Annotated in this window: 23 protein-coding genes; 14 read left to right on the top strand and 9 right to left on the bottom strand. The window is 69.7% G+C overall.

What is annotated here, in order from left to right; translation table 11 throughout:
• Positions 1-5: 5 nt before the first annotated feature.
• From AC1RVY_RS06340 to AC1RVY_RS06330, 3 genes are read right to left on the bottom strand one after another with little or no spacing between them, the layout of a single operon-like run.
• Positions 6-710, bottom strand: a complete 705-nt coding sequence (locus tag AC1RVY_RS06340) for a nitroreductase (protein ID WP_492805821.1) — start codon at positions 708-710, stop codon at positions 6-8.
• 17 nt (positions 711-727) lie between these two features.
• Positions 728-1,135: a polyhydroxyalkanoic acid system family protein gene (locus tag AC1RVY_RS06335; protein WP_218297266.1), complete on the bottom strand. Its 408-nt coding sequence runs from the start codon at positions 1,133-1,135 to the stop codon at positions 728-730.
• Positions 1,136-1,146: 11 nt separating this feature from the next.
• A complete protein-coding gene (locus AC1RVY_RS06330) occupies positions 1,147-2,301 on the bottom strand; it encodes an aminopeptidase (protein WP_492805820.1) in 1,155 nt (384 codons plus the stop codon).
• Positions 2,302-2,386: 85 nt separating this feature from the next.
• Between AC1RVY_RS06330 and AC1RVY_RS06325 the strand changes: the two genes are divergently transcribed.
• Positions 2,387-3,043, top strand: coding sequence for a DNA-3-methyladenine glycosylase I (locus AC1RVY_RS06325; RefSeq protein WP_218341405.1), 657 nt, complete (start codon positions 2,387-2,389; stop codon positions 3,041-3,043).
• Here AC1RVY_RS06325 and AC1RVY_RS06320 read toward each other — a convergent pair whose 3' ends face one another.
• Genes AC1RVY_RS06320 through phnF form a run of 5 tightly spaced genes read right to left on the bottom strand, consistent with a single transcriptional unit; the run spans position 3,044 to position 6,792 of the window.
• Entirely contained in the window at positions 3,044-4,237 is a 1,194-nt protein-coding gene (locus AC1RVY_RS06320; RefSeq protein WP_492805819.1) for an MFS transporter, read from the bottom strand.
• Positions 4,238-4,258: 21 nt separating this feature from the next.
• Positions 4,259-4,681, bottom strand: a complete 423-nt coding sequence (arsC, locus tag AC1RVY_RS06315) for an arsenate reductase (glutaredoxin) (protein ID WP_218297262.1) — start codon at positions 4,679-4,681, stop codon at positions 4,259-4,261.
• Entirely contained in the window at positions 4,678-5,304 is a 627-nt protein-coding gene (gene phnN, locus AC1RVY_RS06310) for a phosphonate metabolism protein/1,5-bisphosphokinase (PRPP-forming) PhnN (RefSeq protein WP_492805816.1), read from the bottom strand. Before phnN ends, arsC begins: the two co-directional genes overlap by 4 nt.
• Positions 5,301-6,035, bottom strand: coding sequence for a DUF1045 domain-containing protein (locus AC1RVY_RS06305; protein ID WP_492805815.1), 735 nt, complete (start codon positions 6,033-6,035; stop codon positions 5,301-5,303). Before AC1RVY_RS06305 ends, phnN begins: the two co-directional genes overlap by 4 nt.
• Entirely contained in the window at positions 6,025-6,792 is a 768-nt protein-coding gene (gene phnF / locus AC1RVY_RS06300; RefSeq protein ID WP_492805813.1) for a phosphonate metabolism transcriptional regulator PhnF, read from the bottom strand. The genes AC1RVY_RS06305 and phnF overlap by 11 nt, the downstream gene beginning before the upstream one ends.
• 75 nt (positions 6,793-6,867) lie before the next feature.
• On the opposite strand from phnF, the gene phnG reads away from it, so the two are divergent.
• The 12 genes from phnG (at position 6,868) to AC1RVY_RS06240 (ending at position 16,648) form a co-directional block, all read left to right on the top strand.
• Positions 6,868-7,389: a phosphonate C-P lyase system protein PhnG gene (gene phnG, locus AC1RVY_RS06295; protein WP_369641260.1), complete on the top strand. Its 522-nt coding sequence runs from the start codon at positions 6,868-6,870 to the stop codon at positions 7,387-7,389.
• On the top strand, positions 7,386-8,027 hold the full coding sequence (gene phnH, locus AC1RVY_RS06290) for a phosphonate C-P lyase system protein PhnH (protein WP_492805812.1): 642 nt from the start codon (positions 7,386-7,388) through the stop codon (positions 8,025-8,027). Before phnG ends, phnH begins: the two co-directional genes overlap by 4 nt.
• Positions 8,028-8,032: 5 nt before the next feature.
• Positions 8,033-9,151, top strand: a complete 1,119-nt coding sequence (locus AC1RVY_RS06285; RefSeq protein WP_492805810.1) for a carbon-phosphorus lyase complex subunit — start codon at positions 8,033-8,035, stop codon at positions 9,149-9,151.
• On the top strand, positions 9,148-10,068 hold the full coding sequence (locus tag AC1RVY_RS06280) for an alpha-D-ribose 1-methylphosphonate 5-phosphate C-P-lyase PhnJ (RefSeq protein WP_492805808.1): 921 nt from the start codon (positions 9,148-9,150) through the stop codon (positions 10,066-10,068). Before AC1RVY_RS06285 ends, AC1RVY_RS06280 begins: the two co-directional genes overlap by 4 nt.
• The gene (locus tag AC1RVY_RS06275; protein ID WP_492805806.1) at positions 10,065-10,523 is read left to right on the top strand and encodes a GNAT family N-acetyltransferase; all 459 of its coding nucleotides are present in this window, start codon (positions 10,065-10,067) and stop codon (positions 10,521-10,523) included. The genes AC1RVY_RS06280 and AC1RVY_RS06275 overlap by 4 nt, the downstream gene beginning before the upstream one ends.
• 5 nt (positions 10,524-10,528) lie before the next feature.
• Positions 10,529-11,320: a phosphonate C-P lyase system protein PhnK gene (gene phnK / locus AC1RVY_RS06270; protein WP_492805804.1), complete on the top strand. Its 792-nt coding sequence runs from the start codon at positions 10,529-10,531 to the stop codon at positions 11,318-11,320.
• Entirely contained in the window at positions 11,317-12,048 is a 732-nt protein-coding gene (gene phnL / locus AC1RVY_RS06265) for a phosphonate C-P lyase system protein PhnL (RefSeq protein ID WP_370628527.1), read from the top strand. The genes phnK and phnL overlap by 4 nt, the downstream gene beginning before the upstream one ends.
• Positions 12,045-13,202 carry an alpha-D-ribose 1-methylphosphonate 5-triphosphate diphosphatase gene (locus AC1RVY_RS06260; protein WP_492805803.1) on the top strand — a complete coding sequence of 386 codons (1,158 nt, stop codon included), beginning with the start codon at positions 12,045-12,047 and terminating at the stop codon, positions 13,200-13,202. The genes phnL and AC1RVY_RS06260 overlap by 4 nt, the downstream gene beginning before the upstream one ends.
• Before the next feature lie 92 nt (positions 13,203-13,294).
• Positions 13,295-14,158: a phosphonate ABC transporter ATP-binding protein gene (phnC, locus tag AC1RVY_RS06255; protein ID WP_218341415.1), complete on the top strand. Its 864-nt coding sequence runs from the start codon at positions 13,295-13,297 to the stop codon at positions 14,156-14,158.
• Between the two features lie 80 nt (positions 14,159-14,238).
• Positions 14,239-15,189 carry a phosphonate ABC transporter substrate-binding protein gene (gene phnD, locus AC1RVY_RS06250; RefSeq protein WP_492805801.1) on the top strand — a complete coding sequence of 317 codons (951 nt, stop codon included), beginning with the start codon at positions 14,239-14,241 and terminating at the stop codon, positions 15,187-15,189.
• A gap of 41 nt (positions 15,190-15,230) precedes the next feature.
• The gene (gene phnE, locus AC1RVY_RS06245) at positions 15,231-16,037 is read left to right on the top strand and encodes a phosphonate ABC transporter, permease protein PhnE (protein ID WP_218341417.1); all 807 of its coding nucleotides are present in this window, start codon (positions 15,231-15,233) and stop codon (positions 16,035-16,037) included.
• A 14-nt stretch (positions 16,038-16,051) separates the two neighbouring features.
• Complete coding sequence (locus AC1RVY_RS06240; protein WP_492805798.1) at positions 16,052-16,648, top strand: phosphonate degradation HD-domain oxygenase; 597 nt, start codon at positions 16,052-16,054, stop codon at positions 16,646-16,648.
• 30 nt (positions 16,649-16,678) lie between these two features.
• Here the strand turns inward: AC1RVY_RS06240 and AC1RVY_RS06235 are convergent, their stop codons facing one another.
• Entirely contained in the window at positions 16,679-17,143 is a 465-nt protein-coding gene (locus AC1RVY_RS06235) for an Lrp/AsnC family transcriptional regulator (RefSeq protein WP_218341419.1), read from the bottom strand.
• 97 nt (positions 17,144-17,240) lie between these two features.
• On the opposite strand from AC1RVY_RS06235, the gene AC1RVY_RS06230 reads away from it, so the two are divergent.
• Positions 17,241-18,188, top strand: a complete 948-nt coding sequence (locus AC1RVY_RS06230) for an EamA family transporter (protein WP_218341420.1) — start codon at positions 17,241-17,243, stop codon at positions 18,186-18,188.
• Positions 18,189-18,654: the final 466 nt, after the last annotated feature.

The raw sequence follows: 18,654 nt of genomic DNA, 5'->3' as shown, positions 1-18,654 counted from the left end.
CCCCGTCAGTCGTGCCACACCACGCTGTCGGCAGGGTCTGCCCGCGTGGTGCGAAAGTGGTTGGCGGGGTGCGCGGGGTCGGCCAGGCCGAACGAGATGCCGCAGACGATGGTGCGGTCCGCGCCGATGCCCAGCACCTCGCGCAGCACGCCGGGGTACGAGGCCAGCGCGGCCTGCGCGATGGAGCCCACGCCCAGGCTGTGCGCGGCCAGCATGAAGCTTGACACGTACGCGCCGCAGTCCACCGCGCCATAGACGCCCAGCGCCTCGTCGCTGCTGACGATGGCCACATGCGGCGCGCCGAACATCGTGAAGTTCTGTGCCGCCTGTTGCGCCGAGGCCTCGCGGTCGCCCTTGGCGATGCCCAGGGCCTCGTACAGTCCCCAGCCGCATTCACGCCGCCGCTCCTGGTACACGCCCCGGTATTCGCGGGGCCAGGGCAGGTCGGGCGCAGGGGCTGCCGCGGCCATGTGCGACTGCAGTGCGCCGCGCAGGCGCTCGAGCGTGGCGCCGCTGGCAATGGTGAGCTGCCAGGGCTGCGCGTTGCACCACGAGGCCGTGCGTTGCGCGGTGGCCAGGATGGCTTGCATGGTGGTGCGAGGCAACTGCCCGGGCAGAAAGGCGCGGCAGCTGTAGCGGGTGTGAAGCAGCGCGGACAGGGTGTCGAACGCCGGGCTGTGGGCGGCGGTGCCGGTGGCGGTGGATGTCATGGTCCGGGCCCTGGCGGCTACGCCTTCTTGGCCTTGGCCGCAGGTTTGGCCGCCGCCTTGGTACCCGGCTTGCCGGCACCCGCTTCTGCCGCGTGTTTCTTCTTGTCGGCGGCGGGCTTCTTGGTGCCGGGGTGGGGCGCATTGAGCAGGGCATCGAGCTGTTCGCCAATTTCGGCCTCGATGCGGTCCTTGAACGCGCCGAACAGAAAACCCAGCTGGGCCTTCATCTCGAACTGCCGCGCGTCCACGAGCAGCGTGCCCTTGACGCCCGAGCGCGTGAAGGTGAGTGTGTCTTCTGTGTCGCCCTCTTCATAGACACATTCCATGTCGAATTTTTCCTCGGCCTTCTCGGCCCAGGAGAAGGCGATCTTGCGGGCCTCTTTCAGGCCCAGGTGGTGTTCGCGATGGATGTGGATGTCAGGCACAGGGTGTCTCCTTAAGAGGATTTTTGTGGGGGCTGCGCGGGCAGCAGGGCACGCAAGGTCTCGCGGCGCTGCGGCTGGGGCTGCTGCGCCAGCTGCCGTACGGCATCATAAAACCGGGGCCAGTCGCGGCCCTGCTGTTCGAACAGGGCCTCGAACGCGGGCACGAGTTCGTCGTAGGCCGCCTGGGCGGCAAAGCTCGCGTTGTTGGCCTTGGCCACCCAGCGGTCGTAGCCCGCCACCTGGGCCGTGGTGACCGAAGGCTGGGTGCCCGAAGCCGTGCCCAGCCACTGCGCGCGCAGTTGGGCGTAGCGCCCGCGGAATGCCTGCATTGCTTCATTTTTAATAGCATTCAGCGCTTGATCCTCCAGCGCCAGGGCATCTTTTTGTGCATAGATGGCGGCCAGCCGCTCGCGCGTGGCGCGCGTGAGCGCGCGGAACGCGCCGCGCCGCGCCTCGCTGGTGGCGTAGGCCTCGCGCGCCTGGGGGGTGGAATGGGTGGCCAGCCACCGCGCCATGCCAATGCGTTCGACCGCCGTGGCAAAGGACTCGTTGAACAGCGTGTCCCCTTCGGCATACACCACCTGGTGCGCCAGTTCGTGGAACAGCAGGCGCACGAAGTCGCCCTCGGGCCAGGCGATGAAGGTGGAAAGCAGCGGGTCGCCCCCCGCCCAGTTCATGTAGCCCAGCGTGGAGTACGCGGGCACGCCGTACACCTCCACCTCCAGCCCCCGCGCGGCGAGCTGGTCGGCCTCGGCCTGGGCGTCGGCCTGGGCGAAGTAGCCGCGGTAGCCGATGCAGCCCGTGACCGGAAAGCACCAGGTGTGCAGCGTGAGCGCGTAGGGCGGCGCGGCCACCACGTTCCACACGGCGGCGGGGCGTTTCAGGTCGGCGTAGCGGCGGTAGCTTGCGTTGTCGGGCAGGCCCAGCTCGGCCACGGCGAAGGCCCGGGCGCGCTGCGCCAGCCACAGGCGCTCGCGCAGCGCGGGCGCGATGTCGGTGCGTGCCACCCAGCGGTCGATGGGCTCGGCCGACTGCATGAGTTCCAGGTGCCCCACCATGGACTGCCAGTAGTAGCCCAGCGAACCGGTCGTGCTGGCACACCCGGACAGTGCAAGGCAAAGCAACGGGGCGGACACGGCCCGCAGGCGGGGGAGAAACTGGCGCATGGGGGCAGTTTATGGGCAGAAGATCGCGCCGGGCGTGCGCACGGTTGTCAGCAGCGTGGCCGGTGCAGTTTCTAGAATGCGGCGCATGACCGCCGAACCCACCCCCGACCTGCCTGCCGGCCTGTTCGCCGACGAGGCCGGTTGCCCGCGCTGCGCCTGGTGCCAGGCCACGCCCTTCTACCGCCACTACCACGACCACGAGTGGGGGTTCCCCGTGGCGGACGACCGGCGGCTGTTCGAGAAGATCTGCCTGGAGGGTTTTCAGTCGGGCCTGAGCTGGCTCACCATCCTGAACAAGCGCGAGGGCTTTCGCGCGGCGTTTGCCCACTTCGACGCGGAGCAGGTCGCCGCCTTCGGCCCGGCCGACGTCGAGCGCCTGGTGCAGGACGCGGCCATCGTGCGCCACCGGGGCAAGATCGAGTCCACCATCAACAACGCGCGGCGCGTGCTGGAGCTGCGGCGCGAGTTCGGATCGCTGGCGCACTACGCCTGGCGCTATGAGCCTTCCTCCGCCGACCGGCCCGGGCGCCTCACGCGCGAGGTGGCGCGCACCCTGTCCACTTCGCCCGCGTCCATCGCCCTGTCCAAGGACCTGAAAAAACGCGGCTGGAGTTTCGTGGGCCCCACCACGGTGTACGCCTTCATGCAGGCCATGGGGCTCGTGAACGACCACCTGGAAGGCTGCCATTCGCGCGCCACGGCGCTGCGGGCGCGCGCGGAGTTTGTGCCGCCGCGGGGCTGATCAGGGCCGCGCCACCGGCCGCAGAACCCACAGCGCCGCCAGCGCCGCGAGCCCCAGCAGCGTGGTGGCCCACAGGGCGGCTGCGCCCACGCCATCGAGCAGCATGCCGAACAGCACCGGCGCGAAGGCCTGCGCCACGCGGGCGGGCACCATCATCAGGCCCTGGCGGGCGCCGTAGCCGGCGGGCCCGAACAACACCAGCGGCAGCGTGCCCTTGGCGATGGTCAGGATGCCGTTGCCGGCCCCGTGCAGCACGGTGAACACCAGCGCGGCCGGGCCGCCCACCACCATGAGCAAGGCCGCGCCCACCGGGTGGGCCGCGGCCGCCAGCTGCGCAGACAGCAAGGGGTGCAGGCGGCGCAGGAAGCCGAACTCCAGCAACCGCGCCGCCACCTGGGCCGGGCCGACCAGCGCGGCCAGGGCCACCGCCGCCTGCAGCGAGGTGCCGCTGGCCTGCAGCAGGCGCGGCAGGTGGGCGGCCATGGCCGTGCTGGTGAACCAGGTGACGGCGAAAACGAAGGACAGCAGCACGGTGGTGCGCACAGCGTGGCCTGGCGCAGGCACTGCGGGCGCCACCGGCGTGGCGGCGGGGTCGGCGCCCGCTGGTGCGGCCGGGGCATGCTCGCCGGGCGCGGTGCGGGGCAGCCAGCCATTCAGCGGCACGCCCACCAGCAGGTGCAGCGCGGCCCAGCCCGCGCACGCGCCGCGCCAGCCCCAGTGCACCTCCATCCAGGCCGACAGCGGCCAGCCCACCGTGCTGGCAAAGCCCGCGATCAGCGTGATGCCGGTGATGGCGCCGCGCGCGCCCTGGCCATACAGGCGCACCAGCGTGGCAAAGGCCGCTTCGTACAGGCCCGACCCCATGGCCACGCCCATCAGCACCCAGGCGGCAAACAGGCCCACCGGGCCCTGTGCCAGTGCCATGCCCGCCAGGCTGGTGGCAAACAGCAGGTTGGTGCCCACCAGCACCGGCCGGCCGCCATGGCGGTCGATGGTCCGGCCCGCCAGCGGCCCCAGCAGGGCGGACACGATGAGCGCCAGCGAGAACGCGGCGAACACGGTGGGCGTGGCCACGCCCAGGTCGCGCGCCATGGGCACGGCCAGCATGGCGGGCAGGTAGTAGGACGAGGCCCAGGCCAGGGTCTGGGCCGTGCCCAGGCGCGCCACGGTCCAGCGCTGTGGCGCGGCGCTCATGCCGTGCGAGGCGCCACGGTCTCAGACACGCTGGCCCTGGGCGTTGACGACGACCTCGCCATCTTCCTTGGTGAAGGCGCCTTGCTGGGGCGAGGGCAGGATGTCCAGCACCTTTTCCGAGGGACGGCACAGCCGCGTGCCCAGCGGCGTTGCGACGAGGGGGCGGTTGATGAGGATGGGGTGGGCCAGCATCGCGTCGATGAGCTGGTCATCGGTGACGCCGGGCGCATCCAGTTGCAGTTCGGTGAAAACCGCTTCCTTGGTGCGCACGGCGTTGATCACGGGCTCGCCCGTGGCGGCGATCAGCGCCAGCAGCGTGGCGCGATCGGGCGGGGTCTTGAGGTATTCGATGACTTCCGGTTCGGCGCCGCTGTTGCGGATCATGGCCAGCGTGTTGCGGGACGTGCCGCATTTCGGGTTGTGATAGATGGTGATGGCGGTCATGGTGGGGCGTGGTGGTTTGCTGACGAAGGGGCGGTGTGAAGACCTGAAAGTTTGCCACCGTGCGCGGGCCAGCCCGGCAACCGCTTCAGCGCGTGCAGCAGTTGCTGGCCGGCGTCGTTCAGCGCTCCGTCGTTGCGCACTTCCAGGCTGGCCGCGCCCGGGGGCGGCATGAACGCCGCCGCACGCTGCACGCGGGCCTCCACCTCCCCGGGGGTCTCGCGGCCGCGCGAAAGCAGCCGCTCGCGCAGTACGTGCGGGCTGGCGGTGATGTGCACGGCCACCAGGTCGGGGAACCGCGCCAGTGCATCGGCCAGGTAGGCGCGCGAACCGTTGAGCAGCACCCATTGGCCGTGGGCCAGTGGCGCGAGCTGCGCGGCCCGGATGCCATAGCCCAGGCCGTTGGCCTCCCAGTGCAGGGCAAACGCCTGCTCACCGCGCAGCGCCGCAAAGGCCTCGGGCGACACGCTCTCGTGCGCCTCGCCGCCGGGCGCAGCGGGGCGGCTGATGGTGCGCTGTGCCCAGTGCACGGGGCAGGGGGCGGGCAGGTGCGCGTGCAGCCAGCCGAGAAGGCTGTCCTTGCCCGCGCCGGAAGGGCCCATGAAGTACACCAGCCGGGCCGTCATGCGCCCAGCTCCAGGTGGTCCAGCAGCACGAAGTCGGTGCCCGGCGCGGGCTCGGCGAACAGGGCCAGGCTGTTGAAGCGCAGCGGGGGCAGGTCGGCGAAGAACTGCTCGGCCGCATCGAGCACCAGTTCCACGGTGTCTTCACGCTCGCCCGCGAGGGAGCCGGTCAGTGACAGGTGGAAGCGGAACTCCTCCAGCACGAAGGGGTAGCCCCACTGCTGCAACAGCGCATCCTGCCGGGGCGTGAGCCCGGCCGCGCGGCGGCGCGCCAGGTTGCTGGCCGACAGGGGCGCCGCCAGCGGCTGCAGCTGCGTCACGCAGGCGGCGGCTGCGGCCTGGATCTCGGCGTTGGCCGGGTGCGAGGGCATGGGCACCAGCGCGAGGAAGTCGTCGATGCGCTGGACCTGCAAGGGCGGCATGTTGAAGGGGCGCAGGCTGCCGGCCAGCGTCTGCACGGCATGCTGCAGCGTGAGCCAGTCCACCCCCGGCGCCAGCGCGAACGGCGCCTTGAGCGTGGCGTGCCAGCCATAGCGGCGCGGCGCGGCGGTCAGGCGCTCCAGTTCTTCCTTGGCCACGCCGTGGATGTCCAGTTGTGGCAGGGGCCGCAGCAGCGCCGCGCAGCGGCCCAGCCAGTGGCTGCCGGCCAGCCAGGCCAGGGTGCCGGGGTGGGGAGCGAAGTACACCGCATAGCGGTGGGCCGCCGTGGGGGCCGTGGCGTGGTTATTCGTCATGGGTGATGGTGAGTTTGACGCGGTCGCCCGCGAACCAGGCGCGCGCCCACTCGATGGGCGTGCCGGCCAGGTCCACGTTCAGGCTCTCGACCAGCAGCACCGGGCGCGCGGCGGGCTGGCGCAGCTCGGCGGCCACGGCGGCGTCGGGCAGCTCGGCGGTGATGCGGCTCTCGCGCCGGGTGTAGTCGGCCACGCCATGCGCGGTGAAGCCGGCGGTGATGGAGCCGGTCTCGCGCACCACGGCCGCCAGGCCCGCGAAGCGGGGCAGGGGAAAGTAGCGCTCGCTCACGTGCAGCGGCTGGCCCTCGGCCTGGCCGATCACGCGCAATTGCAGCAGCGGGCTGCGCGTCGGCACCTGCAGGGCCTTGGCCAGCGCGGCCGTGGCGCGCACCGTCTGTTCCTGCAGCACCACCAGGCTGCCGCGCAGGCCGGCCTGCGCCAGGCCCTGCTGGTGGCGCACGCGCTTGCCCAGCGCCAGGTCCACCGCGAAGTCCTCCACGTAGGTGCCGCTGCCCTGGGTGATGCGCACCAGCCCCTGGCTGCACAGGCTGGCCAGCGAGCGGCGGATGGTGTGGCGGTTCACCCCGAACTGCTCGGCCAGTGCGTGCTCCGAGGGCAGGCGCTGGCCCGGGGGGTAGATGCCGCTGCCGATGGCCTCGGCCAGTTCGGCGGCGATGCGGGTCCAGAAGCTGTCGCGTGCCGGGCGTGTGGCCGGAACGGGGTTGCCAAGAACTTGTGTGCTGGTGGTGGCTGTCATGAAACCTACATGCGCGCTGTCTAAGCTGGCGCCAGTTGTTCAATTTGTCTATACAACTTAAAGAGTACCACCTCCATGTTTCAAGCCTTTGACAACCCGGGCCCGGGCCGCCCGCTCTCGCGGGCGCACTGGATGGCGCTGCTGGCCCGCGCGCCCATCGACCTTCTGGAGCCCGCGCTGCACGACCACGCCGCACTGCCCGCCCGCTGGCTGCGCGCTCCCGAAACCGGTCTGATGATGGTGCAGGGCCGCGCCGGCGGCACCGGCGAGCGTTTCAACCTGGGTGAGGTCACGGTCACCCGCTGCGCACTGCGCGTGGACGTGGACGGCGCCGATGGCGGCGAGCCCACCGTGGGCGTGGCCTACGTGCTCGGCCGCTCGCACCGCCAGGTGCAACTGGCGGCCCTGGCCGATGCGCTGCTGCAGGACCCTGTGCGCCAGGCTGCGCTGGATACCAGCCTGCTCGACCCCATCCGCCGCCACCTGGCCCAGGTGCAGTCCGAGCGCCAGGCCCGCACGGCCAGCACACGGGTGGACTTCTTCACGGTGGCCCGCGAAAGCGGTGGCAATGACGACAGCGACGAGGACCAGGAATGAGCGCCACCCCGACGATCTCCCTGTCCGCACTGGGTGCGGGCTTTTCCAGCGAGGCCCTGGGCAGCCAGGGCGTGTTCCGCGCGGTGCTGCGGGCCCTGTCGCAGCCGGGTGATCCGGTCGCCATCGTGCACGATGCCGAAGTGCCCGCCACCGGCCACGCCGCGTCGGCCGCCGTGCTGCTGGCTTTGCTCGACAGCGAATGCACGCTGTGGCTGTCCCCCCAACTCGCGGCCAGCCAGGCCGGTGTGTGGCTGCGCTTTCACACCGGCTGCGTGCTGGTCGATGCCCCCGAACAGGCGCGCTTCGCCTGGGTGGCTGCGGGCGATGCCATGCCTGACCTGGCCCGCCTGCAGCGCGGCAGCGACGAATACTCCGACCAGTCCGCCACCTGCGTGATCGACGTGGCGGCGCTGGCCCCGGCTGGGGAGGGTGCAGGCGCCTGGCGCCTTGCGGGCCCCGGCATCCGCAGTGCGCAGCACCTGCATGTCGCGGGGCTGCCAGAGGACTTCTGCGCGCAGTGGGCTGATAACCACGGTGCCTTCCCGCGCGGGGTGGACGTGGTGCTGGCCACGGCCACGCACATCGCCGGCCTGCCGCGCACCACCCGCATCGAATCACCATCCACCGTGGAGGCCTGAGCCGCATGTACGTTGCCGTCAAGGGCGGGGAAACCGCCATCCTCAACAGCTACCGCCTGCTGGCCGAGCAGCGCCGGGGCGACACGGCCGAGCCGGAGCTCTCGGTGGCGCAGATCCGCGCGCAGCTCAAGCTGGCCGTGGACCGCGTGATGACCGAAGGCTCGGTCTACGACCCCGAGCTCGCGGCCCTGGCCATCAAGCAGGCCGCGGGCGACCTGGTGGAAGCCATCTTTTTGCTGCGTGCCTACCGTGCCACGCTGCCGCGCCTGGGCACCACGGTGCCGCTGGACACGGCGCGCATGGCGCTCACCCGGCGCATCTCGGCCACCTTCAAGGACCTGCCCGGCGGCCAGGTGCTCGGCCCCACCTACGACTACACCCAGCGCCTGCTCGACTTCACGCTGCTGGCCCGGGGCGATGCACAGGCTGCCGTAGCGGCCGCCCTCGCACCTTTGAGCGATGCGCCCGCCACCACACCGCGCGTGGTGGACCTGCTCAACCAGGAAGGGCTGATCGAGACCCGCCCCATCCCCGAAGGCGATCCGGCCCCCGCCGACCTGACGCGCGAGCCGCTGCGCTTTCCGGCCAATCGAGCGACACGCCTGCAGAACCTGGCGCGCGGCGACGAGGGCTTTCTGCTCGCCATGGCGTATTCCACGCAACGCGGCTACGCGCATTCGCACCCCTTCGTCGGGGAGCTGCGCCTGGGTGCGGTGGCGGTGGAGATCGTTCCTGAAGAGCTGGGCTTTGCCATCTCCATCGGCGACATGGAGATCACCGAGTGCGAGATGGTCAACCAGTTCGCGGGCAGCAAGCAGCAGCCGCCGCAGTTCACGCGCGGCTATGGCCTGGCCTTCGGCCACAGCGAGCGCAAGGCCATGGCCATGAGCCTGGTGGACCGCGCCCTGCGCGCCGACGAGCTGGGCGAGCCGGTGGAATCGCCCGCGCAGATGCAGGAGTTCGTGCTCTCGCACAGCGACAGCCTGGAGGCCTCGGGCTTCGTGCAGCACCTGAAGCTGCCGCACTACGTGGACTTCCAGTCCGAGCTGGAGCTGGTGCGCCGCATGCGCGCCACTGCGGCGGCCAACCCCTCTGACGACACCACCCTGGGAGACGATGCATGAACGCGCCCCACGAGCCCGCGCTGATGGGCCTGCCCGCCGATGCCGCGCCCACCGACGGGCACTTCAACTTTGCCTACCTGGACGAGCGCACCAAGCGCATGATCCGCCGGGCCATCCTCAAGGCCGTGGCCATCCCGGGCTACCAGGTGCCCTTCGGCTCGCGCGAGATGCCGCTGCCCTATGGCTGGGGCACGGGCGGCATCCAGGTCACGGCCGCCATCATCGGGCCGGACGATTTCCTCAAGGTCATCGACCAGGGTTCGGACGACACGGTCAACGCGGTCAACATCCGCCGATTCTTCGAGCGCACCACGGGCGTGGCCACCACCACGCGCACCACCGAGGCCACGCTGATCCAGACGCGCCACCGCATCCCCGAGACGCCGCTGGCCGAGGGCCAGGTGCTCGTCTACCAGGTGCCGGTGCCCGAGCCCATGCAGCGCCTGGAACCGCGCGAGACCGAGACGCGCACCCTGCACGGCCTGGCCGAGTACGGGCTCATGCACGTCAAGCTCTACGAGGACATCGCGCGCTACGGCCACATCGCCACCACCTACGACTACCCGGTGCTGGTCAACGGCCGCTACGTGATGGCGCCGTCGCCCATCCCCAAGTTCGACAACCCCAAGATGCACATGAACCCGGCGCTGCAGCTCTTCGGCGCGGGCCGCGAAAAGCGCATCTACGCCGTGCCGCCCTACACGCCGGTGGAGAGCCTGGGCTTCGAGGACCACCCCTTCGAGGTGCAGCGCTGGGACTGCGCCTGCGCCCTGTGCGGCGCCACCGACAGTTTCCTCGACGAGGTCATCACCGACGACCAGGGCACGCGCATGCACGTCTGTTCCGACTCGGACTACTGCCAGGAGCGCCAGGCTGCCGCGGCGGCGGCAACTGTGTCCGAAGGGGCGCCCGCATGAGCACCGTGACCCTGCGCGAGGCCACCGAGGCCGATCTGGATGAGGTGCTGGCCCTGTACCAGGGCATCGAGGACAGCCCCGAGCGGGTGCTCAGCCTCGCCGAGGCGAAGGCCATGCTTGCGCAGTTCCGCGCCTATCCGAGCTACCGCCTCTGGGTGGCCTGCGAGAGCGCCGAGCAAGATGCCGACGTGGTCGGCACCTACGCCCTGCTGGTCATGCACAACCTGGCCCACCGGGGCGCGCCCTCGGCCGTGGTCGAGGACGTGGTGGTCGCGGCCGACCGCAAGGGCCAGGGCATCGGCCGCCAGATGATGGCCCACGCCGTGCAGCAGGCGCGCGAGGCCGGTTGCTACAAGCTGGCCCTGTCGTCCCACCGCAAGCGCAGCGATGCGCATGCCTTCTATGAATCCCTGGGCTTTGCGCAGCACGGCCTGAGCTTCTCCATCGAACCCTGATCGCCATGGACGCCACCCTTTCATCCCCCACCCCCCTGCTCAGCGTGCGCGGCATCGGCAAGCGCTATGGCCAGCGCGTCGCGCTGCAGGATGCCTCGTTCGACCTGTGGCCCGGCGAGGTGCTGGCCGTGGTCGGCGAGTCCGGCTCGGGCAAGTCCACCCTGCTCAACGCCGTGGCCGCGCGCAGCCGGCCCGATGCGGGCAGCGTGCAGTTCCAGGCGCGTGACGGCAGCCTGCAGGACGTGCTGGGCATGAGCGAGGCGCAGCAGCGCCTGCTGGCCCGCACGGACTGGGGCTTCGTGCACCAGAACGCGGCCGACGGCCTGCGCATGGACGTGTCGGCCGGGGCCAACGTGGGCGAGCGCCTCATGGGCCTGGGCGAGCGCCACTACGGCCGCCTGCGCGCCACCGCCACCGAATGGCTGCAGCGCGTGGAGATCGATGCCAGCCGCATCGACGACGCGCCGCGCGCCTTCTCCGGCGGCATGCGCCAGCGCCTGCAGATCGCGCGCAACCTGGTCACCCAGCCGCGCCTGGTGTTCATGGACGAACCCACCTCGGGCCTCGATGTCTCGGTGCAGGCGCGCCTGCTGGACCTGTTGCGCCAGCTCACGCGGCAGATGCAGCTGGCCGCCATCGTGGTCACGCATGACCTGGCCGTGGCCCGCCTGCTGGCGCACCGCATGGTGGTGATGCAGCGCGGCCGGGTGGTCGAGTCGGGCCTGACCGACCAGGTGCTCGACGACCCGCAGCACCCCTACACCCAGCTCCTCGTTTCCTCGGTACTGCAACCATGATGATGAACACCCAACCACCCATCCTGGAGCTCAAGGGCGTGGCCAAGCGCTTCACCCTGCACCACCAGAACGGCATCGAGCTGCCCGTGCTCGGCAACGTGGACCTCACCGTTGGCGCGGGCGAATGCGTGGTGCTCGACGGCCCCTCGGGCATGGGCAAGAGCACGCTGCTGAAAATGATCTACGCCAACTACCGCGCCAACGCAGGCAGCATCACCGTGCAGCCCGCCAGCGGCCCGGCGGTGGACGTGACCCAGGCCAGCCCGCGCGCGCTGGTGCAACTGCGCCGCGACACCGTGGGCTACGTGAGCCAGTTCCTGCGCGTGATCCCTCGCGTGAGCGCGCTCGACGTGGTGGCCGAGCCCCTGGCCGAAGACGCGGGCGACGACATCCACGCACTGGAAGCCGCGCGCGAGACCGCTCGCCAGTGGCTCACCCGCCTGCGCATCCCCGAGCGGCTGTGGCACCTGCCGCCCGCCACCTTCTCGGGCGGCGAGCAGCAGCGCATCAACATCGCGCGCAACATGATCAAGCCCAAGCCCCTCTTGCTGCTCGACGAGCCCACGGCATCGCTCGACGCCGCCAACACCGACACGGTGATAGCCCTGATCGGCGAGGCGGTGGCGCGCGGCGCCGCCCTGGTCGGCATCTTCCACGACGCGCACGTGGGTGCCGCCGTCGCCACGCGCCGCGTGAACGTGGCTGACTTCCGCGGGGTGGCCGCATGAGCGCTGCTGCGGTCTTTCACAACGCTCGCATGGTGCTGCCCGGCGAGGTGGTGCAGGGCTCGCTCTCGGTGCAGGACGGGCGCATAGCCGCCCTGGCCTCGGGCGGCACCGCCGCGCTGCAGGGCATGGACCTCGGGGGCGACTACCTGCTGCCCGGTCTGGTGGAGGTGCACACCGACAACTTCGAGCGCCACCTGATGCCGCGCCCGAAGGTGCAGTGGGCCGAGATGCCTGCGTTGCTCGCGCACGATGCCGAGATCGCCGCCGCCGGCATCACCACCGTGCTCGACGCCCTGGGCGTGGGCGAGGCCGACGTGGACAGCCTGCGCGGCAGCGCCTGGAACCGCGTGCTCGACACCATCGACACCTGCACCGAGCGCAACCTGCTGCGCGCCGACCACCACCTGCACGTGCGCTGCGAGCTGCCCGCGCCCAACACCATCGCCCTGTTCGGCCCCTTCCAGGGCCACCCGCGGCTGTCGCTGATCTCGCTGATGGACCACACCCCCGGCCAGCGCCAGTGGGAGAACATCGAGCAGGCGCGCACCTACTACACCGGCAAGAAGGGCTGGAGCAGCGAGAAGTTCGAGCGCCAGGTGCAGCATGCGGCCACCCTGCAGGCGCAGTACGCCGAGCCGCACCGTGCCTACTTCGTGGACTACTGCCGCACCCATGGCATCGCCTTGGCCAGTCACGACGACACCACGGTGGCGCACGTCGAGCAGGCCCATGCCGAAGGCGCGGGCATGTCCGAGTTCCCGACCACGCTGGCGGCGGCAAGGGCCGCGCGCGAGCGCGGCCTGCTCACCGTGATGGGCGGGCCCAACGTGGTGCGCGGCGGCTCGCATTCGGGCAACGTGGCGGCGGCCGACCTGGCACGCCAGGGCCTGCTGGACATCCTCTCGTCGGACTACGTGCCCGGCAGCCTGCTGAGCGCGGTGATGCGCCTCGTCCACGACGGCATCCTCACGCTGCCCGAGGCCGTGGCCACCGTCACGCGCAACCCGGCACGCGCATCGGGCATGCAGGACCGGGGCGAGCTGGCTGCGGGCCTGCGCGCCGACCTGGTCCAGGTGCACATGGCCGAGCTGCCCGATGGCTCACAGCAGGCCGTGGTGCGCGGTGTCTGGCGCGAGGGGCAGCGCGTGCTCTGAACGTAGCCTGACATGCAAATTTCCCGCAACTGTCAAGGCACTGTCACAGCCGCCTTCCACACTGCATTTGTATAGACGACTTGGAATCCGCCATGCCCATTGCCCTGCGCATCGAACAACTGAACAAGCATTTCGCCAACGGCAAGCACGCGCTGCGCGACATCGACCTCACGGTGCATGCCGGCGAGATGGTGGCGCTGATCGGCGCCTCGGGCTCGGGCAAGTCCACGCTGCTGCGCCATGTGGCCGGCCTGGTGGTGGCCGATGGCGACAGCCGCTCGCTGATCGAGGTCGATGGCCGCTGCGTGCAGCAGGGCGGGCGCATCCACCGCGATATCCGCAAGGTGCGCTCGCAGGTGGGCTTCGTGTTCCAGCAGTTCAACCTGGTGGACCGCCTGCCGGTGATGATGAACGTGCTGGTGGGCCTGCTGCACCGCACGCCCCCATGGCGCGGCTGGTTGCGCGTATTCCGCCCGCATGAGCGCGCCCTGGCTCTCGAGGCCCTGGCCCGCGTGGGGATCGCCGACTGCCATGCGCAGCGTGCGTCCACTCTCTCGGGTGGGCAGCAGCAGCGCGCGGCCATTGCGCGCACCCTGGTGCAGGGCGCAAGGGTGGTGCTGGCCGACGAGCCCATCGCTTCGCTGGACCCCGAATCCTCGCGCAAGGTCATGGACATCCTGGCGCGCATCAACCGCGAGGACGGCAGCACCGTCATCGTCTCGCTGCACCAGGTGGACGTGGCCATCAAGTACTGCTCCCGCGTGGTCGCGCTGCACCAGGGCCGTGTGGTCTACGACGGCCCCTCGGCCGCCCTCACACCCGCCCTGCTGCGCGAGCTGTATGGCGTGCAGGCCGACGAGATCCTGGGCGCCACCTTGCCCCTGGCCGTGGTGCCCGCACCGGCGCAGGCGCCGACCCCCGGCTGGGCCGCACAGCCGCTGGCGCAGGCTGCCTGAGGCCTGCCCGCCGTCCCCTGTCTCTTCGCCCTTCGTTTTTTTCCTTTCTCCCCTCCCGCTTTCACCTTCCGGAGCCTTCCATGATCAAGAAATTCTGCGCAACCCTGGCCCTTGGCCTGGGCCTGGCCACGGGCGCCCTCGCCCAGGACGCCATCAACTTTGGCATGATCTCGACCGAAGCCTCGCAAAACCTCAAGGCCGACTGGCAGCCCCTGCTGGACGACATGGCCAAGCAGACGGGCCTGAAGATCAACGCCTTCTTCGCGTCTGACTATGCGGGCCTCATCGAAGCCATGCGTTTCAACAAGATGCAGGTGGCATGGCTGGGCAACAAGTCGGCCATGGAGGCGGTGGACCGCGCCAATGGTGAAGTGTTCGCGCAGATGGTCAACGCCGATGGCACGCAGGGCTACTACTCGCACCTCATCGTGCACAAGGACAGCCCCCTGGCTTCGCTGGACGACGTGCTCAAGAACGGCAAGTCGCTGAGCTTCGGCAACGGCGACCCCAACTCCACCTCGGGTTTCCTGGTGCCCGGCTACTACGCCTTCGCGCAGAACAAGGTCGACGCCAAGACGCACTTCAAGATCGCGCGCAGCGCCAACCATGAGACCAACGCCCTGGCCGTGGCCAACAAGCAGGTCGACGTGGCCACCAACAACAGCGAAAACCTCGAGAAGCTCAAGGAGCGCCAGCCCGAGAAGTTCAAGGACATCAAGGTCATCTGGACCTCGCCCCTGATTCCGCTCGACCCCATGGTGATCCGCAAGGACCTGCCCGAGCCGCTCAAGGCCAAGATCAAGGACTTCTTCTACAACTACGCCAAGACCGATGCGCGCGAGAAGGAGATCGTCATGAAGATCTCCAAGCTCTCGGGCTTCAAGCCATCCACCAATGCGCAGCTCACGCCCATTCGCCAGCTCGACCTGTTCGGCAAGCGCAACAAGATCGAGGCCGATGCCACGCTGGCCGACGCCGACAAGAAGACCCGCCTGGCCGAGATCGACCAGCAGCTGGCGTCCCTGAAGTAAACAAGCCAGTCAGCACGCAACGCATCCGGCCAGCCCGCACCATGTCTTCCGCATTGACCCCTTCGCTCGCGACCCTGGCGAGCACCGCCGCGCCCAAGCGCAGCCTCGCCTGGTACCTCTCCTGGGGCATCCTGCTGGTGGTGCTGGCCGCCTCCTGGAAGGGCGCCGACATGCGCCCGCTCGACCTCGTCAAGGATTCGGGCAACATGGCCCAGTACGCGGCCGAGTTCTTTCCGCCCAATTTCTCGCAGTGGCAGATCTACGTGCAGGAGATGCTGGTCACCCTGCAGATCGCGCTGTGGGGCACGGCGCTCGCGGTGGTCACCGCCGTGCCGCTGGCGCTGCTGGCCTCGTCCAACATCGCGCCGTGGTGGGTGAACCAGCCGGTGCGCCGCGTGCTCGACGCCTTCCGTGCCATCAACGAGATGGTGTTCGCCATGCTCTTCGTGGTGGCGGTGGGCCTGGGCCCGTTCGCGGGGGTGCTGGCGCTGTGGATCCACACCACGGGCACGCTGGCCAAGCTGTTCTCCGAGGCCGTGGAGGCCATCGACCCGCAGCCCGTGGAGGGCATCCGCTCGACCGGCGCGAGCGCGCTGCACGAGATCATCTACGGCGTGATCCCCCAGGTGACCCCGCTGTGGATTTCCTACACGCTCTACCGTTTCGAGGCCAACGTGCGTTCTGCCTCGGTGGTGGGCATGGTGGGGGCCGGCGGCATCGGCGTGGTGCTGTGGGAGATCATCCGCGGCTTCCAGTACGCCGAGACCTGCGCGGTGATGCTCATCATCGTGGTCACCGTGAGCGCGATCGACGTGGTGTCGGCGCGCATCCGCAAGGCCCTGGTCTGACACAGGGGCGCACCGTGGCATTGAGCCTTGAAGACATCGCCCACCTGCTGGCCACCCGGGGCATCCATCAGTACGGCCGTGAGGCCGTCAGCCAGCTGGAGCACGCGCTGCAGTGCGCGCAATGGGCAGAGAAATCCGGCGAGACCCCCGCCACGGTGGTGGCCGCCCTGCTGCATGACCTGGGGCACCTGCTGGCGCCCGGTGGCGATGCGACCGCACAGGACGACCTGCACCAGTACATGGCCCTCCCGTTCCTGCGCGGCCTGCTGCCCGATGCGGTGCTGGAGCCCATCCGCCTGCACGTGGACGCCAAGCGCTACCTGTGCACCCTGGAGCCGGGCTACCGGGAGACGCTCTCGCCCGCGTCGCGGCACAGCCTGGCCCTGCAGGGGGGGCCTTTCACGGCGCAGGAGGCGATGCGCTTCGAAGCCCTGCCTTTTGCCCAGGAGGCCATTCGCCTGCGCCGCTACGACGACCATGCCAAGGTGCCTGGCCTGCCGACGCCGGCCCTGGAGCACTATGTGGCGCTGATGGGCCGTGTGGCCCACGCGCCTGCCCAGGCAAAGCCTGTGGCCTACCCGTACCGCTGCTCGGCCGCGTGGGTGCGCTGACCTGGCGGGTGGGCCGGGCCGTGTCCCGCGTCAGGGCGGGGCCTTGCCGCTGCCCATCCACCCCAGGTCCAGCGGCCGGTCCTCGAACTCGGTGTTGAGCACCACGGTGCTGGTGGTGCGCGCCACCCCCGCGATGGCCTTGATTTCGTAGATCACGTCTTCCAGCGCGCGCGCGTGGGTGGTGCGCACCTTGGCCAGAAAGTCGTACTCGCCCGCCACGCTGTGCAGTTCTTCCACCTGCGGCATCGCGCGCAGGCGCGGCGCCACGTCGCGGCAGTGGATGCCGCCATCGTTGCGGATGGCCACGAACGCCGTGAAGTTCAGGCCCACGCGCTCGGGGTCCACGCTGATCGAAAAACGGCGGATGACGCCCTTGTCCAGCAGCTTCTTCACCCGTTCGTGCACCGCGGCGGTGGACAGCCCCACCTCGGCGCCCACATCGGCATAGGAACGTCGGCCATCCGCACCCAATGCCGAAATAATTCTGGCGTCCATGTCATCTGTCTGAATATTTGCTTGCATAGCCGCCTGATTTTGGTAAAAATTCCGAAAACCTCGCGGTTTCCATAAATTATTCGGTAAGGTGAAGAATATGCCGGCGATTTTCAATGCGCAAGCCCGCCCACAGCGCACCTGGGCGGTGGCCGTGGCCCTGCTGCTGGTCTATGTGGTGTGGGGCACCACCTATTTCGCCATCGGCATCGCGCTGCAGACCATGCCGCCGCTGTTCATGAGCGCCATCCGTTTTCTGTGCGCGGGCGGCGTGATGCTGCTGGTGGCCCTGTGGCAAGGGCATGCGCTGCCCACGGCCGCGCAGTGGCGCAATTCGGCCATCGTCGGCGCCCTCATGGTCTTCCTCGCGATGAACCTCGTGGGCTTTGCGCAGAAGCTGGGCATCGGCTCCGGCCTCATGGCCACCGTGGTCACCACCATGCCCATGTGGCTGGCGCTGTGGACGCACTGGGGCGGCGAACGCGTGCCGGCCACCAGCTGGATCGGCCTGGCGCTGGGCGTGGTGGGCGCACTGCTGCTGGCGATGGAGGGCGACTTTTCCGCCACCTGGCTGGGGGCCGTGCTGGCCTTTGGCGCGCCGCTGTGCTGGAGCGTGGGCTCGTACGCATCGCGCAAGCTGTCGCTGCCCGCGCCGGCCATGGCGGCTGCGGCGCAGTGGCTGGTGGGCGGCGCGATGGGACTGGTGGCCGCGTTGTGCTTCGAGCCCGTGAGCGCGCTGGGGCAGGTGAGCGCCCGGTCGTGGGCGGCGTGGGTGTACCTGCTGGTCTTTGGCACGCTGGTGGCGCTCAATGCATACCTGTGGCTGCTGCAGAATACGTCGGCCGCGCTGGCGGGGAGCTATTCGTTCGTGAATCCGGCGGTGGCGTTGCTGGTGGGGGTGGCGCTGGGGGGGGAGTTGCTGACGGGGTGGGTGTTTGCGGCGTTACCTTTGATTGGGGCGGCGCTGGTGTTGATTTTGTATGGCAAGGCGTTGCAGGGGTGGTGGGTGGCGCGGAGGGCGTCGTGGGTGGGGTATCGGGCTGGATAGCTGGCTGGGTAATAAGGGTTGGTTGTTGCCTGTTGGTTTGTAGTTGGTGGTGTGCCTCGGTTGAGCGCGGAGGCCGGGGTGTGCGCCCGGCGGCGCAGTGACTTTCTTTTGCTTCGCCAAAAGAAAGTCACCAAAGAAAAGGCGACCCTGCTGTCTGCGACCCCTTCGCTTCGCTGCGGGGCAACCTGGGGTGCTCGGTCACGGGGTGCACCGCAGAACTCGCTGCGCGCCGTTGGCGCTCCACTCGGACAACTGCGGTGAGTCAGTTCACGAAGCATGTGTGTCCTTCGGCACACATGCCACCCCGCGCCCTGCGCGCCCCAGGCGCATCCAGAAGGGGAACCCACGAATCGGACATCCCTTCGGGCCATCGCTGCGCTCGGCCCCATCTCGCGGGCGCAAGCGCCACGCGCTGCGCAGGCGTGGCCAAGCGCAGCGATGGCCCGTATGGCTGTTTGGCTGTTCG

Source organism: Acidovorax sp. GW821-FHT11A03 (genome assembly GCF_058809075.1).
This window is presented reverse-complemented; position numbering and strand designations above follow the sequence as displayed.

Excerpts from the sequence above, each read along its gene's own strand:
- AC1RVY_RS06340 (WP_492805821.1), bottom strand. The coding sequence starts at position 710 with ATGACATCCACCGCCACCGGCACCGCCGCCCACAGCCCGGCGTTCGAC.
- AC1RVY_RS06330 (WP_492805820.1), bottom strand. The coding sequence starts at position 2,301 with ATGCGCCAGTTTCTCCCCCGCCTGCGGGCCGTGTCCGCCCCGTTGCTT.
- AC1RVY_RS06325 (WP_218341405.1), top strand. The coding sequence starts at position 2,387 with ATGACCGCCGAACCCACCCCCGACCTGCCTGCCGGCCTGTTCGCCGAC.
- AC1RVY_RS06320 (WP_492805819.1), bottom strand. The coding sequence starts at position 4,237 with ATGAGCGCCGCGCCACAGCGCTGGACCGTGGCGCGCCTGGGCACGGCC.
- arsC (WP_218297262.1), bottom strand. The coding sequence starts at position 4,681 with ATGACCGCCATCACCATCTATCACAACCCGAAATGCGGCACGTCCCGC.
- phnN (WP_492805816.1), bottom strand. The coding sequence starts at position 5,304 with ATGACGGCCCGGCTGGTGTACTTCATGGGCCCTTCCGGCGCGGGCAAG.
- AC1RVY_RS06305 (WP_492805815.1), bottom strand. The coding sequence starts at position 6,035 with ATGACGAATAACCACGCCACGGCCCCCACGGCGGCCCACCGCTATGCG.
- phnF (WP_492805813.1), bottom strand. The coding sequence starts at position 6,792 with ATGACAGCCACCACCAGCACACAAGTTCTTGGCAACCCCGTTCCGGCC.
- phnG (WP_369641260.1), top strand. The coding sequence starts at position 6,868 with ATGTTTCAAGCCTTTGACAACCCGGGCCCGGGCCGCCCGCTCTCGCGG.
- phnH (WP_492805812.1), top strand. The coding sequence starts at position 7,386 with ATGAGCGCCACCCCGACGATCTCCCTGTCCGCACTGGGTGCGGGCTTT.
- AC1RVY_RS06285 (WP_492805810.1), top strand. The coding sequence starts at position 8,033 with ATGTACGTTGCCGTCAAGGGCGGGGAAACCGCCATCCTCAACAGCTAC.
- AC1RVY_RS06280 (WP_492805808.1), top strand. The coding sequence starts at position 9,148 with ATGAACGCGCCCCACGAGCCCGCGCTGATGGGCCTGCCCGCCGATGCC.
- AC1RVY_RS06275 (WP_492805806.1), top strand. The coding sequence starts at position 10,065 with ATGAGCACCGTGACCCTGCGCGAGGCCACCGAGGCCGATCTGGATGAG.
- phnK (WP_492805804.1), top strand. The coding sequence starts at position 10,529 with ATGGACGCCACCCTTTCATCCCCCACCCCCCTGCTCAGCGTGCGCGGC.
- phnL (WP_370628527.1), top strand. The coding sequence starts at position 11,317 with ATGATGATGAACACCCAACCACCCATCCTGGAGCTCAAGGGCGTGGCC.
- AC1RVY_RS06260 (WP_492805803.1), top strand. The coding sequence starts at position 12,045 with ATGAGCGCTGCTGCGGTCTTTCACAACGCTCGCATGGTGCTGCCCGGC.
- phnC (WP_218341415.1), top strand. The coding sequence starts at position 13,295 with ATGCCCATTGCCCTGCGCATCGAACAACTGAACAAGCATTTCGCCAAC.
- phnD (WP_492805801.1), top strand. The coding sequence starts at position 14,239 with ATGATCAAGAAATTCTGCGCAACCCTGGCCCTTGGCCTGGGCCTGGCC.
- phnE (WP_218341417.1), top strand. The coding sequence starts at position 15,231 with ATGTCTTCCGCATTGACCCCTTCGCTCGCGACCCTGGCGAGCACCGCC.
- AC1RVY_RS06235 (WP_218341419.1), bottom strand. The coding sequence starts at position 17,143 with ATGGACGCCAGAATTATTTCGGCATTGGGTGCGGATGGCCGACGTTCC.
- AC1RVY_RS06230 (WP_218341420.1), top strand. The coding sequence starts at position 17,241 with ATGCCGGCGATTTTCAATGCGCAAGCCCGCCCACAGCGCACCTGGGCG.